Origin of the sequence: Streptomyces sp. NPDC057424 (genome assembly GCF_042803315.1) — a bacterium.
GTDB lineage: Bacteria > Actinomycetota > Actinomycetes > Streptomycetales > Streptomycetaceae > Streptomyces.
This window is the reverse complement of sequence record NZ_JBHVCP010000011.1, coordinates 1-16,556: the sequence shown is the minus strand read 5'-3', so window position 1 is coordinate 16,556 and position 16,556 is coordinate 1. Positions and strand designations below refer to the sequence as shown.

Genomic DNA, 16,556 nt, shown 5'->3' with positions numbered 1-16,556 from the left:
GGAACGGGGGCGTGCGGGGGGTGCGGGGAGGCGCAAGGTTGTTCGCCCGTAGCGGAGGGAACAGGGGCGCCCGGCATGGACTTCCGGTCCCTACGGGTAAGACATCCCTAGTGGGAGGGGGCGACACGCAGGAAAGGCCGTCTCACGTTCGCCATCGGCGTACTGGCGAGTGGGGTATCTGCCTGGCCTGCGGGAACATCGTCTCGCACCATCGGGTTGGAGCAGATGTCGGCGTTCGGGGTCAGGAGGCCAAGGACGGTGTCGGCAGTTGGAATGAGCGGTCCCCGCTCGCGGGACTAAGCTGCGGAAGGACAGGGAGGGGAAGTTCCCCCCACTGCCTGACCGCTCTGAGGAGCGATTAACGATGTTCGAGAGGTTCACCGACCGCGCGCGGCGGGTTGTCGTCCTGGCTCAGGAAGAAGCCCGGATGCTCAACCACAACTACATCGGCACTGAGCACATCCTCCTGGGCCTGATCCACGAGGGTGAAGGTGTCGCCGCCAAGGCCCTTGAGAGCCTCGGGATTTCGCTCGAGGCGGTCCGCCAGCAGGTGGAGGAGATCATCGGCCAGGGCCAGCAGGCCCCGTCCGGCCACATCCCCTTCACCCCCCGTGCCAAGAAGGTCCTGGAGCTGTCGCTCCGCGAGGCCCTTCAGCTGGGCCACAACTACATCGGCACGGAGCACATCCTGCTCGGCCTGATCCGCGAGGGCGAGGGCGTCGCCGCCCAGGTCCTCGTCAAGCTGGGCGCAGATCTGAACCGGGTGCGGCAGCAGGTGATCCAGCTGCTCTCCGGCTACCAGGGCAAGGAGACCGCCACCGCCGGCGGTCCTGCCGAGGGCACCCCCTCCACGTCCCTGGTCCTCGACCAGTTCGGCCGGAACCTCACCCAGGCCGCTCGTGAGTCCAAGCTCGACCCGGTCATCGGGCGCGAGAAGGAGATCGAGCGGGTCATGCAGGTGCTGTCCCGCCGTACGAAGAACAACCCGGTGCTGATCGGTGAGCCCGGCGTCGGCAAGACCGCCGTCGTCGAGGGCCTCGCCCAGGCCATCGTCAAGGGCGAGGTGCCCGAGACCCTCAAGGACAAGCACCTCTACACCCTGGACCTCGGCGCCCTGGTCGCCGGCTCCCGCTACCGCGGTGACTTCGAGGAGCGCCTGAAGAAGGTCCTCAAGGAGATCCGCACCCGCGGCGACATCATCCTGTTCATCGACGAGCTGCACACGCTGGTCGGTGCGGGTGCCGCCGAGGGCGCCATCGACGCGGCTTCGATCCTGAAGCCGATGCTGGCCCGCGGTGAGCTGCAGACCATCGGTGCCACCACGCTGGACGAGTACCGCAAGCACCTGGAGAAGGACGCCGCTCTCGAGCGCCGCTTCCAGCCCATCCAGGTCGCGGAGCCGTCCCTGCCGCACACGATCGAGATCCTCAAGGGTCTCCGCGACCGGTACGAGGCCCACCACCGCGTCTCCATCACGGACGAGGCGCTGGTCCAGGCCGCCACCCTGGCCGACCGGTACATCTCGGACCGCTTCCTGCCGGACAAGGCGATCGACCTGATCGACGAGGCCGGCTCCCGGATGCGCATCCGCCGGATGACCGCGCCGCCGGACCTGCGCGAGTTCGACGAGAAGATCGCCGGCGTCCGCCGCGACAAGGAGTCCGCGATCGACTCGCAGGACTTCGAGAAGGCCGCCTCCCTGCGCGACAAGGAGAAGCAGCTCCTCGCCGCCAAGGCCAAGCGGGAGAAGGAGTGGAAGGCCGGCGACATGGACGTCGTCGCCGAGGTCGACGGCGAGCTGATCGCCGAGGTCCTCGCCACGGCCACGGGCATCCCGGTCTTCAAGCTGACCGAGGAGGAGTCCTCCCGCCTGCTGCGCATGGAGGACGAGCTCCACAAGCGGGTCATCGGCCAGAACGACGCCGTCAAGGCGCTGTCGAAGGCGATCCGCCGTACGCGTGCCGGTCTGAAGGACCCGAAGCGCCCCGGTGGCTCGTTCATCTTCGCCGGCCCCTCCGGTGTCGGTAAGACCGAGCTGTCCAAGGCGCTCGCCGAGTTCCTCTTCGGCGACGAGGACGCGCTGATCTCCCTCGACATGTCGGAGTTCAGCGAGAAGCACACGGTCTCGCGTCTCTTCGGTTCGCCCCCCGGCTACGTGGGCTACGAGGAGGGCGGCCAGCTGACCGAGAAGGTCCGCCGCAAGCCGTTCTCGGTCGTCCTCTTCGACGAGGTCGAGAAGGCCCACCCGGACATCTTCAACTCGCTGCTGCAGATCCTGGAGGACGGTCGCCTGACCGACTCCCAGGGCCGGGTCGTGGACTTCAAGAACACGGTCATCATCATGACGACCAACCTCGGCACCCGGGACATCTCCAAGGGCTTCAACCTGGGCTTCGCGGCCCAGGGCGACACGAAGTCCAACTACGAGCGCATGAAGAACAAGGTCTCGGACGAGCTCAAGCAGCACTTCCGGCCCGAGTTCCTCAACCGCGTCGACGACGTGGTCGTCTTCCCGCAGCTCAGCCAGGGCGACATCCTCAAGATCGTCGACCTGATGATCGGCAAGGTGGACGAGCGCCTGAAGGACCGGGACATGGGCATCGAGCTCTCCCAGTCCGCCAAGGAGCTGCTGTCCCAGAAGGGCTACGACCCGGTGCTGGGTGCGCGTCCGCTGCGTCGCACCATCCAGCGCGAGATCGAGGACTCGCTGTCGGAGAAGATCCTCTTCGGCGAGCTGCGCCCCGGTCACATCGTGGTCGTGGACACGGAGGGCGAGGGCGACGCCAAGACCTTCACCTTCCGCGGTGAGGAGAAGGCGGCTCTCCCGGACGTCCCGCCGATCGAGCAGGCGGCCGGCGGCTCGGGTCCGAACCTGAGCAAGGACGCGTAAGCGTCACGGCCGAGTGAAAGGGGCCGGTGCCTTCCGGGGCACCGGCCCCTTTCCCGTGTCCGGGGTCAGATGCGGAAGATCTCGGCGGTGGGGAAGAGCTCGGCATAGGGATCGAGGGGTTCGGTGCTGCTGAGCGCAGTGGCGACGCCCACGGTGCGCACTGCCGGCAGGCGCGAGGCGAGGACCCGCAGCGCTTCCGGGGGCGGTGGGTCGGCGAGGAACTGAAGATCCCGTACGCCGGGCAGCTCCGGCATGGCGTCGTGCGCGTAGGCCTCGGGCTGCCCGTAGAGCGACAGCGTCGTGAGCGACGGGAGGCCGGCCACCTCGGACCAGTCCTCGGCACCGAGGCGCTGCCCGCCGGACACGCCGAAGGCGAGGGACTGGAGCGTGGGCCACCGGGCCAGGCCGCGCAGCCCCGTCGAGCGGATGGACCCCGCCCCCAGGAAGAGACTCAGCAGGGGCGCCTCCACGGGGAGGACGTCGGTGAGGACGTCCCCCGGAAGGCTCTGGGCGATGGAGAGCCGCGTGAGCAGCGTCAGCGACCCCAGCCCGGCGAGGTCCGCGCCGCGGTCGATGACCGACAGGTCGGTGAGCGGCAGGTCCGCCAGGCTCGACAGGCCCTCGGCGTCCGGGCAGCGCTGAAGCCACAGAGAGGTCAGAGACCGGAACGCCCGTAGCTCCCCCAGGTGCCCGAGGTCCGGGTTGTTCCGCAGGTGCAGAAGCCGGACCTCGGAGGGCTCGGGGATGCAGTCGATGAGGCCGGCCGCGGTGAGCGGGCCGTCGAACCGCAGCTTCTGCCAGGGGCGCATCGAGCGGAGCGCCGTCCGCTGCTCGGCCGACTCGCAGACCAGGGAGAGGCCGTCCCGCTCCAGGTGGTCGAGCACCTCGATCGCGTACTCGCGCGTGTCGAAGCGGCTCCAGGTGCCGGCCAGCTGACGCCGTACGTCGAGGTCCGGATGCTCGCGGAAGCGGCGCAGCACCGCCAGGGCGCCCTCGTTCTCCTCGGCCCCGAGCAGTGAGGCGGTGACGGCGACGCCGTGGGCCTCCTGGGCGGTGAGTCCCTCCGGCCCGGGCAGCAGCTCCAGGACCAGCGGGCCCGCCTCCGCGAGGGCCTTCGCCTCCTCCGTCGTACGCGGCGGAACGAGCGACCCGGCCCGTTCCTCCACCTCCGCCCGCACCCCGGGGTCCAGGGCCGCGGCGTGTTCGAGGCAGGCCAGGGCGAGGAGGGTCAGCCGCGGGGTGCCCTCGGCCAGCAGCCGGCGGAGCAGGGTCGCTCGTTCCCGGGGCCGGGCGTGCGCGACCGCCATGCGGATCACGTCCTCCCAGAGGCTGTCGCCCGCGTGGCCGGCGAGGACGTCCAGGTGCCCCTCCTCGACGGCGTACCGGGCGCCCAGGTAGTCCTGGAAGGTGCGGTGGACGAAGTCGACGACGCCCTCGCCGGGCCGGCGGAGCAGGCCGCTGCGGAGCAGGAGCGTGCGCAGCACCGCCTCCGCGTCACCCTGGCCCGGCCCGGGCGCGATGACCGGCAGACAGCGGGCCACGATGCCCTCGGCCGTCTCCAGGTCCATTTCCGTGTTGCCGCTCAGCACCAGCGCGTAGGCGAGGCGCTGGAGCACCTCCAGCTGGGCCTCCTCGCCCAGCTCGACGCCGTCCACCGCGCCCATGCCCCGCTCCCGGTCACGGCGTGCCAGCAGCATCGCGAGGGCGGCGTCGTACAGCTCCTTGCGGCCGGTGGGGAGGTAGCCCCGCCGCTCCCGGTGGAGGGCGCAGATCAGCCCGCACATCAGGGGGTTGGTGGCGAGGCGGGCCAGGTCCCGTTTGGTGCGCAGGGCGTCCAGGAGCTGGGTCTCGTACTCGGGTGCCCGCGCGGCCGCGTGCCAGCGGTGGACGAACGTCGTCACGTCGGCGCGGCGCATCGGGGCGAGGGTCAGTTCCCGGAAGCCCTCGGTGGCCAGCCAGTCGGGGCGTACGGCTGTGGGACGTGAGGTCAGCAGCCAGTGGTTGCCGGGGAAGGCGTGGATCAGGGCGAGCAGCCAGTCGCGGGTGCGGTGCCGGTCGGAGGCCGGGATCTCGTCCAGGCCGTCGACCAGGATCAGCCCGCGTCCGGCGGTCAGGACGCGTTCCGTCCAGCCCTCCGGCGGGGCGAGGGGGCAGCCCACCGCCGTGAGGAAGGCCGTGGGTGCGGGGAGCGCGCCCGAGCGGACCAGGGTGCGCAGGGGGAGGACGAACGGGATGCGGGCCGCGTCCCGGGCGGCGGTCACCGCCAGCCACTGCACGAGGGTGGTCTTGCCGGAGCCGGCGTCGCCGCGCAGCAAGACCCGGTCGTGGCTGCTCAGGGCCTCCTCGGCGGGCAGCCGGACGGTGGCGGTGGCGGCGCCCGTGTGCTCGCCCGGCGGCGCGTCGGATACGCCGGTCCGCTCGCCGCTCGTCGCCTCCAGGCTGAGGTAGGCGACTTCCAGCGGCCAGCGGTCCGGGGAGTCCCGCAGGTCGATTCCGTAGATGGTGATGTGGTTGTGGCGCTCGGCGACGTACGGCCGGTAGCGGCGTTCGAAGGCGGCGTCGCTGGCGTACGGGCGGGGTGTGCGGATGAGCAGCTCGTCGACCTTGGCGATCAGTTCGGCCTGGCCGCGGGTCTGCTCGACGAGGGAGCGGGCGACGAAGGTGGAGCGGCGGGTGAAGAACTCCAGGATGTTCAGGCACGCCCACTCCGTCGCGTGATCGAGGAAGTGGCAGGAGTCCACGGACAGCCCGTCGGGTGCCGGGGCCGCGTAGAGCAGCTTCTTGGCCAGTTCGCGGTGGCCCAGGCGGACCGCCTGGACGTCGTCCATGTCGAGGTCGCCGAGGGCGAGCAGCCTGCGGGCCAGGGTGTCGGTGACCGCGATCCGCTCGTCGGGCGGGAAGGGCGGCTCACCGGGGGAGTCCACCGCCTGGGCCACGAGCTGCGCCGCGAGATTCTGGACGTCCCGCTCGTCCAGGGTGCGTTTCTCGCCCCGGAAGGACACGAGAGCGGACAGGCGTACGGGCTTGTCGACGAGGCCCGCTCCCGGTCCGTCCGGGCGGAAGAGCTTCTTCAGCAGCGGGGTCACCAGCGCGGACGCCAGCTTGCCGCCGAGTACCGTCGGATCCAACCGCCTCACCCCCGTGATCGCCTGAACGGGGGTGAGACTACCCGCAGTTGACCAGGTGGGTCAGGAGAGCTGCCCGTCGTAGTCCGGCAGTTTGTAGGTCTTCTCGGCGTGGCCGCCCGAGAGGTCGGTGCTGCTGTTGCCGATGTTCGCGATGATCGTGTAACCCTTGCGTTCGATGTCGACGCGCTGGGCCGTCTTGTACTCGGCGACGTTCTTGAAGAGGTCGATGAAGTTGCGGACGTAGAGCCCCGAGACCTGGTAGCCGGTCTGCTTCAGGTTGTACTGGGTGAACGAGGCGATGATGTCCGGCCGGGCGGTCACGAAGAAGAGGGCGACGCCGCGTTCCTGCGCGTATCTGGCGGCCTCCAGGACCGGCTTGTTGGCCGGTTGCGGGTAGCTGAAGCCGAAGTCCGTCTCCAGAGCGGTGTTGTCGATGTCGAGGACGATCGCCTGCTTCTCGCCCGGCTTCGTGGCCGCGATCCGCTGCTTCAGGTAGGGCAGCGCCTGGTCCATCACGGCCTGGCAGTCCTTCTGCCAGGTGCCGTAGTCGACGTCCGCGGTGGTGGCCGCGGTGGCGGCGGCCGTGGAGGCCCGGGTGGCGGTCGCCGCGTCGGCCGGTGCGGCCATTGCCACGAGGGCTGCCGCCGAGACGGCGGTCACTGATGCGCGGCGCAACCAGGGGCGTCGGTTCTGCATGTCGTGGGGGTCCTCTCACGTCCGTGACGCTGCCAACATGTCGTGTGCATGCTTGTGCTCGAGGGTGGCGCGAGGGGAACCGTAGGGTTACCGGACGGTAGGCGCCTAGAGGCGTGCGCCACATTTCCGGAATGGCCGAAGAGGGCCCCCGGTGACATGGCGCACAGGCGATATGTCCGTTACTAGCTGGAATAGTGGATAACGGACCGGGAGAAAAGGGATTCGCGCCTCGGAGTGTGAGGGGAAGTGCGGGCCAGTGTCCTGATTCGTCCTGAATGACTGCTGTGTCAAGAGACGTAGAACACTGGACCAAATTACTAACTAGCGTCGTAGATCACGCTTTTGGGAGTTTGTCGGGCTTCGGGTTACCAAGGGATGGCCATGCGGCGAGCGTCTGTGCGCCGGGTGGTTTTCTCTGTCCCCTTCCATACGAGGTTTCGATGTCCCAGCGCGTCACGTCCCGTTCTTCCCGTACGTCCCAGCTCCGCACCCGTGCGACCGTGCTGGCCGCCGGCCTTGGTGTCTCGGTCGCACTGGGAGCCGGGGTCGCGTCCGCCGCCGACACCACGGCCGCGTCCGGTGCCGCCAGTGCCGTCCAGGCGCAGGCCGCCGCCCAGGCCAAGGCCGCCAAGGCCGAGGCCGTGAAGGCCGAGAAGGCCGCCAAGGCCGCCGCCGCGAAGAAGGCGGCCGAGAAGAAGGCCGCCGTCAAGAAGGCCGCCGTCAAGAAGGCCGCCGCCAAGAAGGCCAAGCCGTCCTGGGTCGACCCGGTGAAGAAGTACAAGCTCTCCGCGAGCTTCGCCCAGAACGGCGGCATGTGGCAGTCCACCCACAGCGGTCAGGACTTCGCCGTGCCGAGCGGCACCCAGGTCGTCGCCACGCACGGCGGCACCGTGGTCAAGGCCGGCGGCAACGGCGCCGGTGACGGTCCCGCGTACGGCAACGCCGTCGTGATCAAGCACGGCAACGGCACGTACTCCCAGTACGCCCATCTGTCGAAGGTCACCGTGCGGGTCGGCCAGATCGTCAAGACCGGCCAGGAGATCGCCAAGTCCGGCAACACCGGCAACTCCAGCGGTCCGCACCTGCACTTCGAGATCCGTACGACCCCGAACTACGGCTCGGCCGTCGACCCGGTGAAGTTCCTGCGCGCCAAGGGCGTGAAGGTCTGACCCGCCCGGCCTGACCTCCTAGGAGCCCCCGGCTCCCCGGTGGGCCCGGGTCACCAGGTCCGTGGCGACCTCGAGGACGGCTTTGTGCTTCTCCTCGGGGTCGCCTTCCAGGTCCTGGAGCAGGAACATCCCGGCGTGCAGCGTGAACAGGGCGCTGACGCAGCGGACCTGGTCGACCAGGCCCGCGTCGGTGTCGACGATGATGTCGCGCAGGCTGCGGATGCGCTCCTTGAAGGACTCGCCGATCCGCAGGTCCCGTACCGTCGCCTGGTTCTCGTGCATGAAGCGGAACAGCGGGGCCGCCTCGGCGAGCGTGTCGGCGTAGCGGCGGACGATCTCCTGCTTGGTGGCGAGGGTGTGCGGCTGCCGCCGGCCCCACTCGATCAGGTCCTCGATCGGCTGGGTGAGGTCCTCGAAGATGCTGACGAGGATCTCTTCCTTCGTCTTGAAGTGGTAGTAGAGCGCCGCTTTGGTGACGTCCAGGTGCTCGGCGATCTCGCGCAGGGACGTCTTCTCGTAGCCCTGCTCCGCGAAGAGGTCGAGGGCCACGTCCTGGATGCGCCGGCGGGTGTTCCCGCGGCGCCGCTGCCTGGTGCCGTCCATGGTGCCGCCCATCCTCCTACGCCGCCCGCTTTCCATAAAACTTACTTGACGCCCGGCTAGTTCCGCGGCTAGCTTCCGAGTGTATTCACTAGCCGGTCGGCAAGTAAGTGGCGGTAGTGGGGGAACGGGAAGCGATGACGGACACGATGGACACACCGGCGGCCGAGCCCGGGGGGAAACAGCCGAAGAGCGTGCGGGTGGTGCTGCTCGCGCTGATGATCGCCATGATGCTCGCGATGCTCGACAACATGATCATCGGTACGGCGATGCCGACGATCGTCGGTGAGCTCGGCGGACTCGAACACCTCTCCTGGGTCGTCACCGCCTACACGCTCGCGACCGCCGCCTCCACCCCGCTGTGGGGCAAGCTCGGCGACATGTACGGCCGCAAGGGCACGTTCCTGTCGTCCATCGTCCTCTTCCTGATCGGCTCCGCGCTCAGCGGCATGGCCCAGGACATGGGCGAGCTGATCGGCTTCCGTGCCGTGCAGGGCCTCGGTGCCGGCGGTCTGATGGTCGGCGTCATGGCGATCATCGGTGACCTCGTCCCGCCCCGGGAGCGCGGCAAGTACCAGGGCATGATGGCCGGTGTCATGGCGCTGGCGATGATCGGCGGTCCGCTGGTCGGCGGCACGATCACCGACAACTGGGGCTGGCGCTGGGCCTTCTACGTCAACCTTCCGCTCGGCGCGGTCGCGCTCGTCGCCGTCAGTGCCGTGCTGCACCTGCCGAGGAAGCGCACCGAGGCGCGGATCGACTACCTGGGCGCCGCGCTGCTGACCGTCGGCATCACCGCGATCGTGCTGGTGACGACATGGGGCGGCACGGAGTACGCCTGGAGCTCCGCGCGGATCATGGAGCTGATCGGCATCGGGGTCGCCGCGCTCGTCGGGTTCGTGTTCTGGCAGACCAGGGCCGCCGAGCCGGTGCTGCCGCTGCACATCTTCCGCAGCCTCAACTTCACCCTGATGTCGGTCATCGGCTTCATCACCGGCTTCGTGATGTTCGGGGCCACGCTCTTCCTGCCGCTGTACCAGCAGTCCGTGCAGGGTGCTTCCGCGACGAACTCCGGGCTGCTGCTCCTGCCGATGCTGGGTGCGATGCTCGTGACCTCGATGGTCGCCGGCCGGGTTACCACGAACACCGGCAGGTACAAGGTCTTCCCGGTCGTCGGCAGCGCGCTGATGATCGTCGGGCTGTACCTGCTGTCCACGATGGACACCGGGACGTCCCGTCTGACGTCCGGGATCTTCATGGCCGTGGTCGGGCTCGGCATGGGCTGTCTGATGCAGATCACCATGCTGGTCGCGCAGAACAGCGTGGAGATGAAGGACATGGGCGTCGCGTCCTCGTCCACGACGCTCTTCCGCACCCTCGGCTCCTCCTTCGGCGTCGCGATCATGGGCGCGCTGTTCAACCACCGCGTCCAGGACGTCATGACGGAGCGGGCCGGGGCACTGGGCTCCAAGGTGACCGAGCAGTCGGCGCAGCTCGACGCGAAGAGTCTGGAGAAGCTGCCGGTGCTGGCCCGGGAGGCCTACCAGCACGCGGTCTCCGCCGGCACCCACTCGGCGTTCCTGCTCGGCGCGGTGGTCGCGGTGGTCGCACTCGCGGCGGCCGTGTTCGTGAAGGAGGTGCCGCTGAAGGGAGCGGAGCCGAAGGAGGCGGGCGAGCCGGAGGCCCCGGCGGCGCAGCCGCCCGTGGCCGAGACCGTCTGACCGCGCCGCGCGTGGCCCCCGGGAGTGCTCGAGTCGTGGTGGCCGTCGCACCACCCCGCCTCAAGGGGTGCGAGGGACTTCGAGGTCCGTCAGGACAGAAGGGGTGGGGGCGGCCTCGACACCGGCCAGGACCGGTCCTGCTGATGCGGAACTCCCCGCCCTACGCTCCCGGCCCCGGCAGCACCGGGTAGCTCCCCGTGTTCGTCGGCGCGTGCTCCGGCAGCCACAGCACGGCGACCGCGCCCTCGGCCGGCAGATGCTCCGGCGACCCGGGGGTGCGGACATTGCGGAAGGTCAGCCGGGCGCCCAGCACCCGGGCCTGACCGGCCGCGATGGTCAGGCCGAGTCCGTGGCCGTGCCCGGCCCGGTCCACGCTGCCGGTGCGGAAGCGGCTGGGCCCCTCGGCGAGCAGGTCCTCGGGGAAGCCCGGGCCGTGATCGCGCACCCGGATGACCCGGCCCTCGACGCCGACCTCGATGGGCGGCTTGCCGTGCCGGGCCGCGTTGGCCAGCAGGTTGAACAGGACGCGCTCCAGGCGGCGCGGGTCGGTGGTGACCTCCGACTCGTGCACGACGCGCACCTCGACGGCCGGATCCTTGGCCGCCACCCGCCGGGCGACGAACTCGCCCAGCATGATGTCCTGCAGCTCCGCCCGCTCGGAGGCCCCGTCCAGCCGGGCCACCTCCAGCACGTCCTCGACCAGCGTGCGCATGGCCTTCGCCCGGTCCAGCACCAGCTCGGTCGGGCGCCCGGGCGGCAGCAGTTCCGCGGCGGTCAGCAGTCCGGTCACCGGGGTGCGCAGCTCGTGCGCGATGTCGGCGGTGACCCGCCGCTCGGCCTCGATGCGCTGCCGCAGCGCGTCCGCCATGGCGTCCACCGCGCTCGCCAGGTCGTCCGTCTCGTCCCGCACGATCCCGCCCATGGCGTCCCGCACGCGCACGTCCGTCCCGCCGCCCGCGAGCTGGCCCGCCGCGATGGCCGCCTTGCGCAGCCGCCGCGAGAGATGCCCGCCGATGAGCACCCCGAGCGCGCTGCCCCCGAGGACCACCGCGATCGACCCGATGAGCAGGGCCTGGTCGAGGTCCTGGAGGATGTCCGAGCTGCGGTCGGTGAAGCCCGAGTGCAGCGACATCACCTGCCCGTTCTTCAGCGGCACGGCGGCCCATATGTCGGGCACGTCACCCGGCCCGTCGGCCACGTAGGTCGCCCGCTGGCCCGCCTCGACCCGGTCCCGCAGCGCGGGCGGCAGATCCGGGTCGTTGATCTTGGTGTTGGGGAAGTTCATCCGCCCGGACAGCTCGAAGTTCCGCTGGGCGATCATGATCCGCTCGTCGGCGAGGTCGCGCGCGTTGTCCAGCATCGAGACCCGGGCGGCGTTGTGCACGACGAGGCTCAGGGCGATCGCCACCAGCGCGCCCACCAGTGCGATGGCCGCGCTCAGTTTCCATCTGAGGCCCGTACGGATGCCCGCACGCTCCAAGCCAGCGGCGACCAGGCGCCGGAAGTGCCCCCTCATACCCCTGCCCCTGCTCAGGCCTTCAACTTGTAGCCGAAGCCACGGACCGTCTCGATCCGGTCCTGGCCGATCTTCTGCCGCAGCCGCTGCACATGCACGTCGACGACGCGGGTGTCCCCGCCCCAGCCGTAGTCCCACACCCGCTCCAGCAGCTTGTCGCGGGAGAGCACCGTGCCCGGCGCGGAGGAGAACTCCAGCAGCAGCCGCATCTCCGTCGGCGTCAGTGCCACCGGCTGCCCGGCACGGCGGACCTCCATGCCCTCGGTGTCGACCTCCAGGTCCCCGAAGACCAGCACCGCGCCGTCGGCCGGGGCGGCCGGCTCCTCGCCCCGGCCGCCGCCCGCGTGCCCGAAGCGGCGCAGCACCGCGCGGATCCGGGCGACCAGGACGGCACCGTCGAACGGCTTGGTCACATAGTCGTCGGCGCCCGCCTCCAGGCCCAGCACGACGTCGATGGAGTCGGCCCGCGCCGACAGCATGATCACCGGAACCGTCGACTCGTCGCGGATGCGGCGGCACAGGCTCACCCCGTCGAGGCCGGGAACCATGACGTCCAGCAGCGCGATGTCGGGCCGGTCCGCCCGGAACGCCTCCAGGCCCGACAGCCCGTCGGGCATGGCGGTGACCACGAAGCCGTCCCGTTCCAGGGCGAGCTGCGTGGCCTCACGGATGACGTCGTCGTCCTCGACGAACAGGACGTGGGTCTGGTCTGCCATCCCGGTGCTCTCAGTCCTTCGTGGTCCGTGGGGGTGCGTTCTCTCTGCTGGGACGCACGGTCCGTGCGATGCGTTCACCGGGGGATCGGTGCGAGCGGCCCGATCGGTTCACGCGGTCCCGCGCCCGCGTCAGCTCGCGGGCTCCGGCGTCGCGCTGTCGCCGGCGACCTTCCCGTAGTCGTTGTGCGTGCGGTACTTCTCGGCGAAGCGGCCCGAGGTCCATCTGTACGTGATCACGTTCTCACCGGAGGGGCTCGACACCGGGTCGCCCTTGTCGTACACCTGCTTGGTCACCACCAGGTCGCCGCGGTCGATCTCCGCGTAGACCGGCGGTTCCTCGGCCTTGAACACGTTCTCGTACGAGCCGTCCTGCTCGCGATACACATAACTGCCGACGCCCACCGCGTCACCGCAGGTCAGCACGTTGACGACGACGTCGTCGGCGGAGCCCGAGGTCAGATTGCCGTAGGAGACGTCGACCGGGTACTCGTCGGCCACACACGGCTTCAGATCACGCTTCACCTCGGGCGCGACCTTCGGGTCGTCCTTGACGAGCTTGACCGCGTTCACGGGGTCGGGCGACTTCGACGGCGCGGCGGACGGGGTGGCGGCGGAACCCGTCACCGAGTCGGCGTGCGCCGGGCCCTCGTCACGGGCGCCGGTCCCGCCGGCACCGCACCCGGACACCAAAAGGGCGAGGGCGGTGGGCACGGCCAGTGCCGCGCTCACCGCCTGGATACTGCCCCGGGTCCGTGCAGAACCCTCGCCGGTCAGGCCGCGCACCGCTCCCGCTCCTCACGCTCCAGCGCGCGTGCGTCCAGATCGCGGGACTCCAGCTCCTCGCGGAGCCGGGCGAGCGCCCGGTGCAGCGTGCTCTTGACCGTTCCGGCCGACATACCGAGGGCGGCGGCCGTCTCCTCCGTGGACATCTGCTCCCAGTGTCGCAGCACCACGACACTGCGCTGCTTCGGGGCGAGCACCTTCAGGATGTCCATGAGCAGGGCGCGGTCCGCGTGCTGCTCGGTGGCGTCGTCGACCGAGGCGTCCGGGAGCTGCTCGGTCGGGACCTCCTCCAGCTTCCGCGCCCGCCACCATTCCGTGCGGGTGTTGATCATCACCCGGCGCAGGTAGGCGTCGGCCAGCCGCTTGTCCTCGATGGTCTCCCAGCGGCCGTACGTCCGTACCAGCGCCGTCTGCAGCAGGTCCTGCGCATCCGTCGGGTCCGGGACCAGGCGGCGGGCACTGCGCAGCAGCGCGTCCTGCCGGGTGCGGACGTACTCCTCGAACTCGAGCACCTCGCCCTGCGCCATGGTGAACCGCCTCCCGTTTCCCCGTTCGGGCCGGCTCCCCGCCGCCCGTGCACTGCCTGTGGTCTTCAGTCGTCCCGTGTCTTCCGGGGACGTGTCCGAAGCTACGGAGGCGTTGTCACGGCGCTGTCCGAAGCAGCCTGCGGCTAGCGCTCGGCTGTCCGTCGGTTGTGTAACGGAAGCCCGAACGGGAGAGAGCGGTGCGGGTGTTGGGGTGGGTTCGGGGTGATTTGTCCATCGCGGGTGCTGTGACGGGCAGTGGTCAGCGCCTGTGATGTTTCTGTACGTCAGGTGAGAGGCAGCCGGTACAGACCGCCCGCCAGCGGCTCCACCAGACCGTCGGAGACGAGACCGTCCAGGGCGCGGGCCCGCTGCACCGGCTCGTGCCACACCCGGTCCAGGGCGGCCTGCGGCACGGGCCCGTGGGCCTCCCGCAGCACGGCCAGCAGCCGCCCGCGCACCTGCCGGTCGGTGCCCGCGTAGGTCTGGCCGCGGCGCGGCGGTCCGTCGTGCTCCGGCTTGCCCGCCAGCCGCCACGCACACTGCGCGGCGATCGGGCAGCGGTGGCACGACTCGCTCTTCGCCGTGCACACCAGCGCGCCCAGCTCCATGGAGGCGGCGGCCCAGCGGGCCGCGGTCGGCTCGTCCTCGGGCAGCAGTGCGCGGGCCAGCTTGCGCTCGGCGGCGGTGGTGGCGTTCGGCGGGTACCGCACGCCTGTCACCGCGCGGGCGAACACCCGGCGCACATTGGTGTCCAGCACCGGGTGCCGCTGTCCGTAGGCGAAGGAGGCGACGGCGGCAGCCGTGTACTCCCCGATGCCGGGCAGCGCCAGCAGCTGGGCGTGGTCGGCCGGTACGTCACCGCCGTGCCGTTCCGTTATGGCGACGGCGGCGCCGTGCAGCCGCAGCGCACGGCGCGGGTAGCCGAGCCGGCCCCAGGCGCGGACGGCCTCACCGGGCGCCTCCTTGGCCAGGTCGGCGGGGCGCGGCCAGCGCTCCAGCCACTGCTCGTAGACGGGCAGGACGCGGTTCACCGGCGTCTGCTGCAGCATGAACTCACTGACCATCACCCCCCACGCCCCGGCCTCGGGGCGCCGCCACGGCAGGTCACGGGCGTGTTCGCCGAACCAGTCGATGACGGGGGAGTGCAGGTTCTCTCCGGAGGGCGGCCCGGAGGGGGTGTCGGCGGGGGCGGGGATGGGGTGCGGGGGCTTCACGGGAGCAGTCATGGCTTCTCGATGGTGCCACGCAGAGCCACCGAATCGGGCACACCGCCACCCCACCGGGGCGGTTACCCGACGATCGGCCCTTCTTGTTCGAGCGGCTGATCGTGACTGCACGCTGCCTCGGCTTCCTCGGTCATCCCCAATGCTCTTTCCACCGAGGCCGGTTCACCCGGGCCGCGCGGGCGTTCCGGACCGGCGGTGCGCCGTGCGGCCCGGCTCAGCGGCGCGCGGGCGTATCGTACGGAGGAAAGGGCGCCGTCCCGGCACCGGTCCACACGCGCCACAGCCGTGGCCAGAGGTGCAAGGGCCGCTCTCGCGAAGGCGCGGGGTTGTCACGGCGGGCACGGCACCGCCCGGCGGTGAACAGCACGGCAGAGACGAGCAGTCAGGCCTCCGTCCGCGTCCCGGCCCCGCGCTGTACCCACACCGGGGCGTCCTGCGCGAAGTCGGCGACCGCGCGGCAGGCACGCGTCCTGGCAGGTCATGGTCACGGACGGTAGGCGGCAAGCCGATATCGTCACACCCGGCGATCATCGCGTCCCGTACCGGCGAAAGACCAGGGCGGGAACCAGATTTCCGGAATGATGATCCGGAAAAGTTGTGCCCCCGAGCGGCGGGTGGGACCGGCGAACGCGCCGATCTCTCGTAAGGTTTGCGCCGTGGGATCTCTGCGCAATCCGGTCGGGCCGCTTCCCTCCTCCATCTACTGGCGTCGGAGGGTCGTACTGGTGTCTGTGGTCGCCGTGTTGGCGCTGCTGACCACCTGGATCGTGACGATGGGCGGCGGAGGCGGCAAGGACAGCGACAACGGCGCCAACGGCAAGAATCCCGCGCCCTCCATCACGCCCGGCCCGTCGAGTTCGGGCCCGGCCATCAGCCAAGCGCCCGGCGGACGCGACGAGTCGGGCGACGAGGGTTCCGGCGGTTCGGGAGGCGGCTCCGGGAACGGCTCGGGAGACGGCTCCGGGAACGGTTCCGGCTCTGGTTCCGGTTCCGGCTCCGGCGACGGCTCCGGGTCCGGCGGCTCGGGCGGTTCCGAGGGGTCGGGCGCCTCCGGCGGCTCGGGGAGCGGCACCGCCGGCGGCGTCGGCGCGGGCGACACCCTGCCGGCCGGTTCCACCCTGCCCAACTGCACCGCGAGCGCAGTGAAGTTCAGCCTGCGCAGCCGGCACAACACCTACGACCCCGAGCAGACGCCCACGTTCCTGCTGACCGCGCGGAACGTCTCCGGCAGCGACTGCAAGATCGATCTCGGGCCGAAGAACGCGGTGTTCACGATCGCCCCGGCGAGCAGCGACGACGACTACTGGTCCTCCGAGGACTGCCCCAAGGCCGCCGCGCACCAGCTGTACCGGGTCGCCGCCGGCAGCGGCATCACCTACACCGTGAAGTGGGACCGCAAGCCGAGCGTCCCCGAGTGCGCCACGCCTCCGGCGGGCTCGGCCGGGTCGGGCACATACCTGGTGGAAGCCAAGGCTCCCGGCTTCGCGAAGGTGCAGACGTCGTTCGTGCTGTCGGCCGACTAGGACGGCCCGGCCGGAACGCGAGAGGGCGGTACCCCGCCTGGGATACCGCCCTCTCGCGTTC

At 70.5% G+C, this 16,556-nt stretch carries 12 protein-coding genes; 4 read left to right on the top strand and 8 right to left on the bottom strand.

Annotation, left to right across the window (positions count from 1 at the left end; translation table 11 throughout):
* The first annotated feature begins 364 nt into the window (after positions 1-364).
* On the top strand, positions 365-2,890 hold the full coding sequence (locus ACFU3E_RS12080; protein ID WP_384155327.1) for an ATP-dependent Clp protease ATP-binding subunit: 2,526 nt from the start codon (positions 365-367) through the stop codon (positions 2,888-2,890).
* Between the two features lie 65 nt (positions 2,891-2,955).
* Here ACFU3E_RS12080 and ACFU3E_RS12075 read toward each other — a convergent pair whose 3' ends face one another.
* Together ACFU3E_RS12075 and ACFU3E_RS12070 are read right to left on the bottom strand one after the other, a co-directional pair.
* On the bottom strand, positions 2,956-6,018 hold the full coding sequence (locus ACFU3E_RS12075; protein WP_384155324.1) for an NACHT domain-containing protein: 3,063 nt from the start codon (positions 6,016-6,018) through the stop codon (positions 2,956-2,958).
* Positions 6,019-6,078: 60 nt separating this feature from the next.
* Complete coding sequence (locus ACFU3E_RS12070) at positions 6,079-6,714, bottom strand: HAD family acid phosphatase (protein ID WP_384155321.1); 636 nt, start codon at positions 6,712-6,714, stop codon at positions 6,079-6,081.
* 440 nt (positions 6,715-7,154) lie between these two features.
* Here ACFU3E_RS12070 and ACFU3E_RS12065 point away from each other — a divergent pair, with 440 nt between their 5' ends.
* Positions 7,155-7,883, top strand: a complete 729-nt coding sequence (locus ACFU3E_RS12065) for a M23 family metallopeptidase (RefSeq protein ID WP_384155318.1) — start codon at positions 7,155-7,157, stop codon at positions 7,881-7,883.
* An 18-nt stretch (positions 7,884-7,901) separates the two neighbouring features.
* Here the strand turns inward: ACFU3E_RS12065 and ACFU3E_RS12060 are convergent, their stop codons facing one another.
* Positions 7,902-8,498 carry a TetR/AcrR family transcriptional regulator gene (locus ACFU3E_RS12060; protein ID WP_384155315.1) on the bottom strand — a complete coding sequence of 199 codons (597 nt, stop codon included), beginning with the start codon at positions 8,496-8,498 and terminating at the stop codon, positions 7,902-7,904.
* Positions 8,499-8,620: 122 nt separating this feature from the next.
* On the opposite strand from ACFU3E_RS12060, the gene ACFU3E_RS12055 reads away from it, so the two are divergent.
* Positions 8,621-10,204, top strand: coding sequence for an MDR family MFS transporter (locus ACFU3E_RS12055; RefSeq protein WP_384155312.1), 1,584 nt, complete (start codon positions 8,621-8,623; stop codon positions 10,202-10,204).
* Positions 10,205-10,364: 160 nt separating this feature from the next.
* Here ACFU3E_RS12055 and cseC read toward each other — a convergent pair whose 3' ends face one another.
* The 5 genes from cseC to ACFU3E_RS12030 all read right to left on the bottom strand — a co-directional run bounded on the left by cseC (position 10,365) and on the right by ACFU3E_RS12030 (position 14,972).
* Positions 10,365-11,720 (bottom strand): two-component system sensor histidine kinase CseC, encoded by a 1,356-nt coding sequence (gene cseC / locus ACFU3E_RS12050; RefSeq protein ID WP_384155309.1) that lies wholly within the window; start codon positions 11,718-11,720, stop codon positions 10,365-10,367.
* A gap of 14 nt (positions 11,721-11,734) precedes the next feature.
* The gene (gene cseB / locus ACFU3E_RS12045) at positions 11,735-12,436 is read right to left on the bottom strand and encodes a two-component system response regulator CseB (RefSeq protein ID WP_384155305.1); all 702 of its coding nucleotides are present in this window, start codon (positions 12,434-12,436) and stop codon (positions 11,735-11,737) included.
* A gap of 129 nt (positions 12,437-12,565) precedes the next feature.
* Positions 12,566-13,219: a hypothetical protein gene (locus tag ACFU3E_RS12040; protein WP_384155301.1), complete on the bottom strand. Its 654-nt coding sequence runs from the start codon at positions 13,217-13,219 to the stop codon at positions 12,566-12,568.
* Positions 13,207-13,746, bottom strand: a complete 540-nt coding sequence (locus tag ACFU3E_RS12035) for a SigE family RNA polymerase sigma factor (protein ID WP_030251439.1) — start codon at positions 13,744-13,746, stop codon at positions 13,207-13,209. The genes ACFU3E_RS12040 and ACFU3E_RS12035 overlap by 13 nt, the downstream gene beginning before the upstream one ends.
* 284 nt (positions 13,747-14,030) lie before the next feature.
* The gene (locus ACFU3E_RS12030) at positions 14,031-14,972 is read right to left on the bottom strand and encodes an A/G-specific adenine glycosylase (protein WP_384155298.1); all 942 of its coding nucleotides are present in this window, start codon (positions 14,970-14,972) and stop codon (positions 14,031-14,033) included.
* Positions 14,973-15,628: 656 nt separating this feature from the next.
* Between ACFU3E_RS12030 and ACFU3E_RS12025 the strand changes: the two genes are divergently transcribed.
* Positions 15,629-16,495 (top strand): hypothetical protein, encoded by an 867-nt coding sequence (locus ACFU3E_RS12025; protein ID WP_384155295.1) that lies wholly within the window; start codon positions 15,629-15,631, stop codon positions 16,493-16,495.
* Positions 16,496-16,556: the final 61 nt, after the last annotated feature.

Coding starts and splice junctions, on each gene's coding strand:
- ACFU3E_RS12065 (WP_384155318.1), top strand. CDS start 7,155: ATGTCCCAGCGCGTCACGTCCCGTTCTTCCCGTACGTCCCAGCTCCGC.
- ACFU3E_RS12070 (WP_384155321.1), bottom strand. CDS start 6,714: ATGCAGAACCGACGCCCCTGGTTGCGCCGCGCATCAGTGACCGCCGTC.
- cseB (WP_384155305.1), bottom strand. CDS start 12,436: ATGGCAGACCAGACCCACGTCCTGTTCGTCGAGGACGACGACGTCATC.
- ACFU3E_RS12030 (WP_384155298.1), bottom strand. CDS start 14,972: ATGACTGCTCCCGTGAAGCCCCCGCACCCCATCCCCGCCCCCGCCGAC.
- cseC (WP_384155309.1), bottom strand. CDS start 11,720: ATGAGGGGGCACTTCCGGCGCCTGGTCGCCGCTGGCTTGGAGCGTGCG.
- ACFU3E_RS12035 (WP_030251439.1), bottom strand. CDS start 13,746: ATGGCGCAGGGCGAGGTGCTCGAGTTCGAGGAGTACGTCCGCACCCGG.
- ACFU3E_RS12060 (WP_384155315.1), bottom strand. CDS start 8,498: ATGGGCGGCACCATGGACGGCACCAGGCAGCGGCGCCGCGGGAACACC.
- ACFU3E_RS12055 (WP_384155312.1), top strand. CDS start 8,621: ATGACGGACACGATGGACACACCGGCGGCCGAGCCCGGGGGGAAACAG.
- ACFU3E_RS12080 (WP_384155327.1), top strand. CDS start 365: ATGTTCGAGAGGTTCACCGACCGCGCGCGGCGGGTTGTCGTCCTGGCT.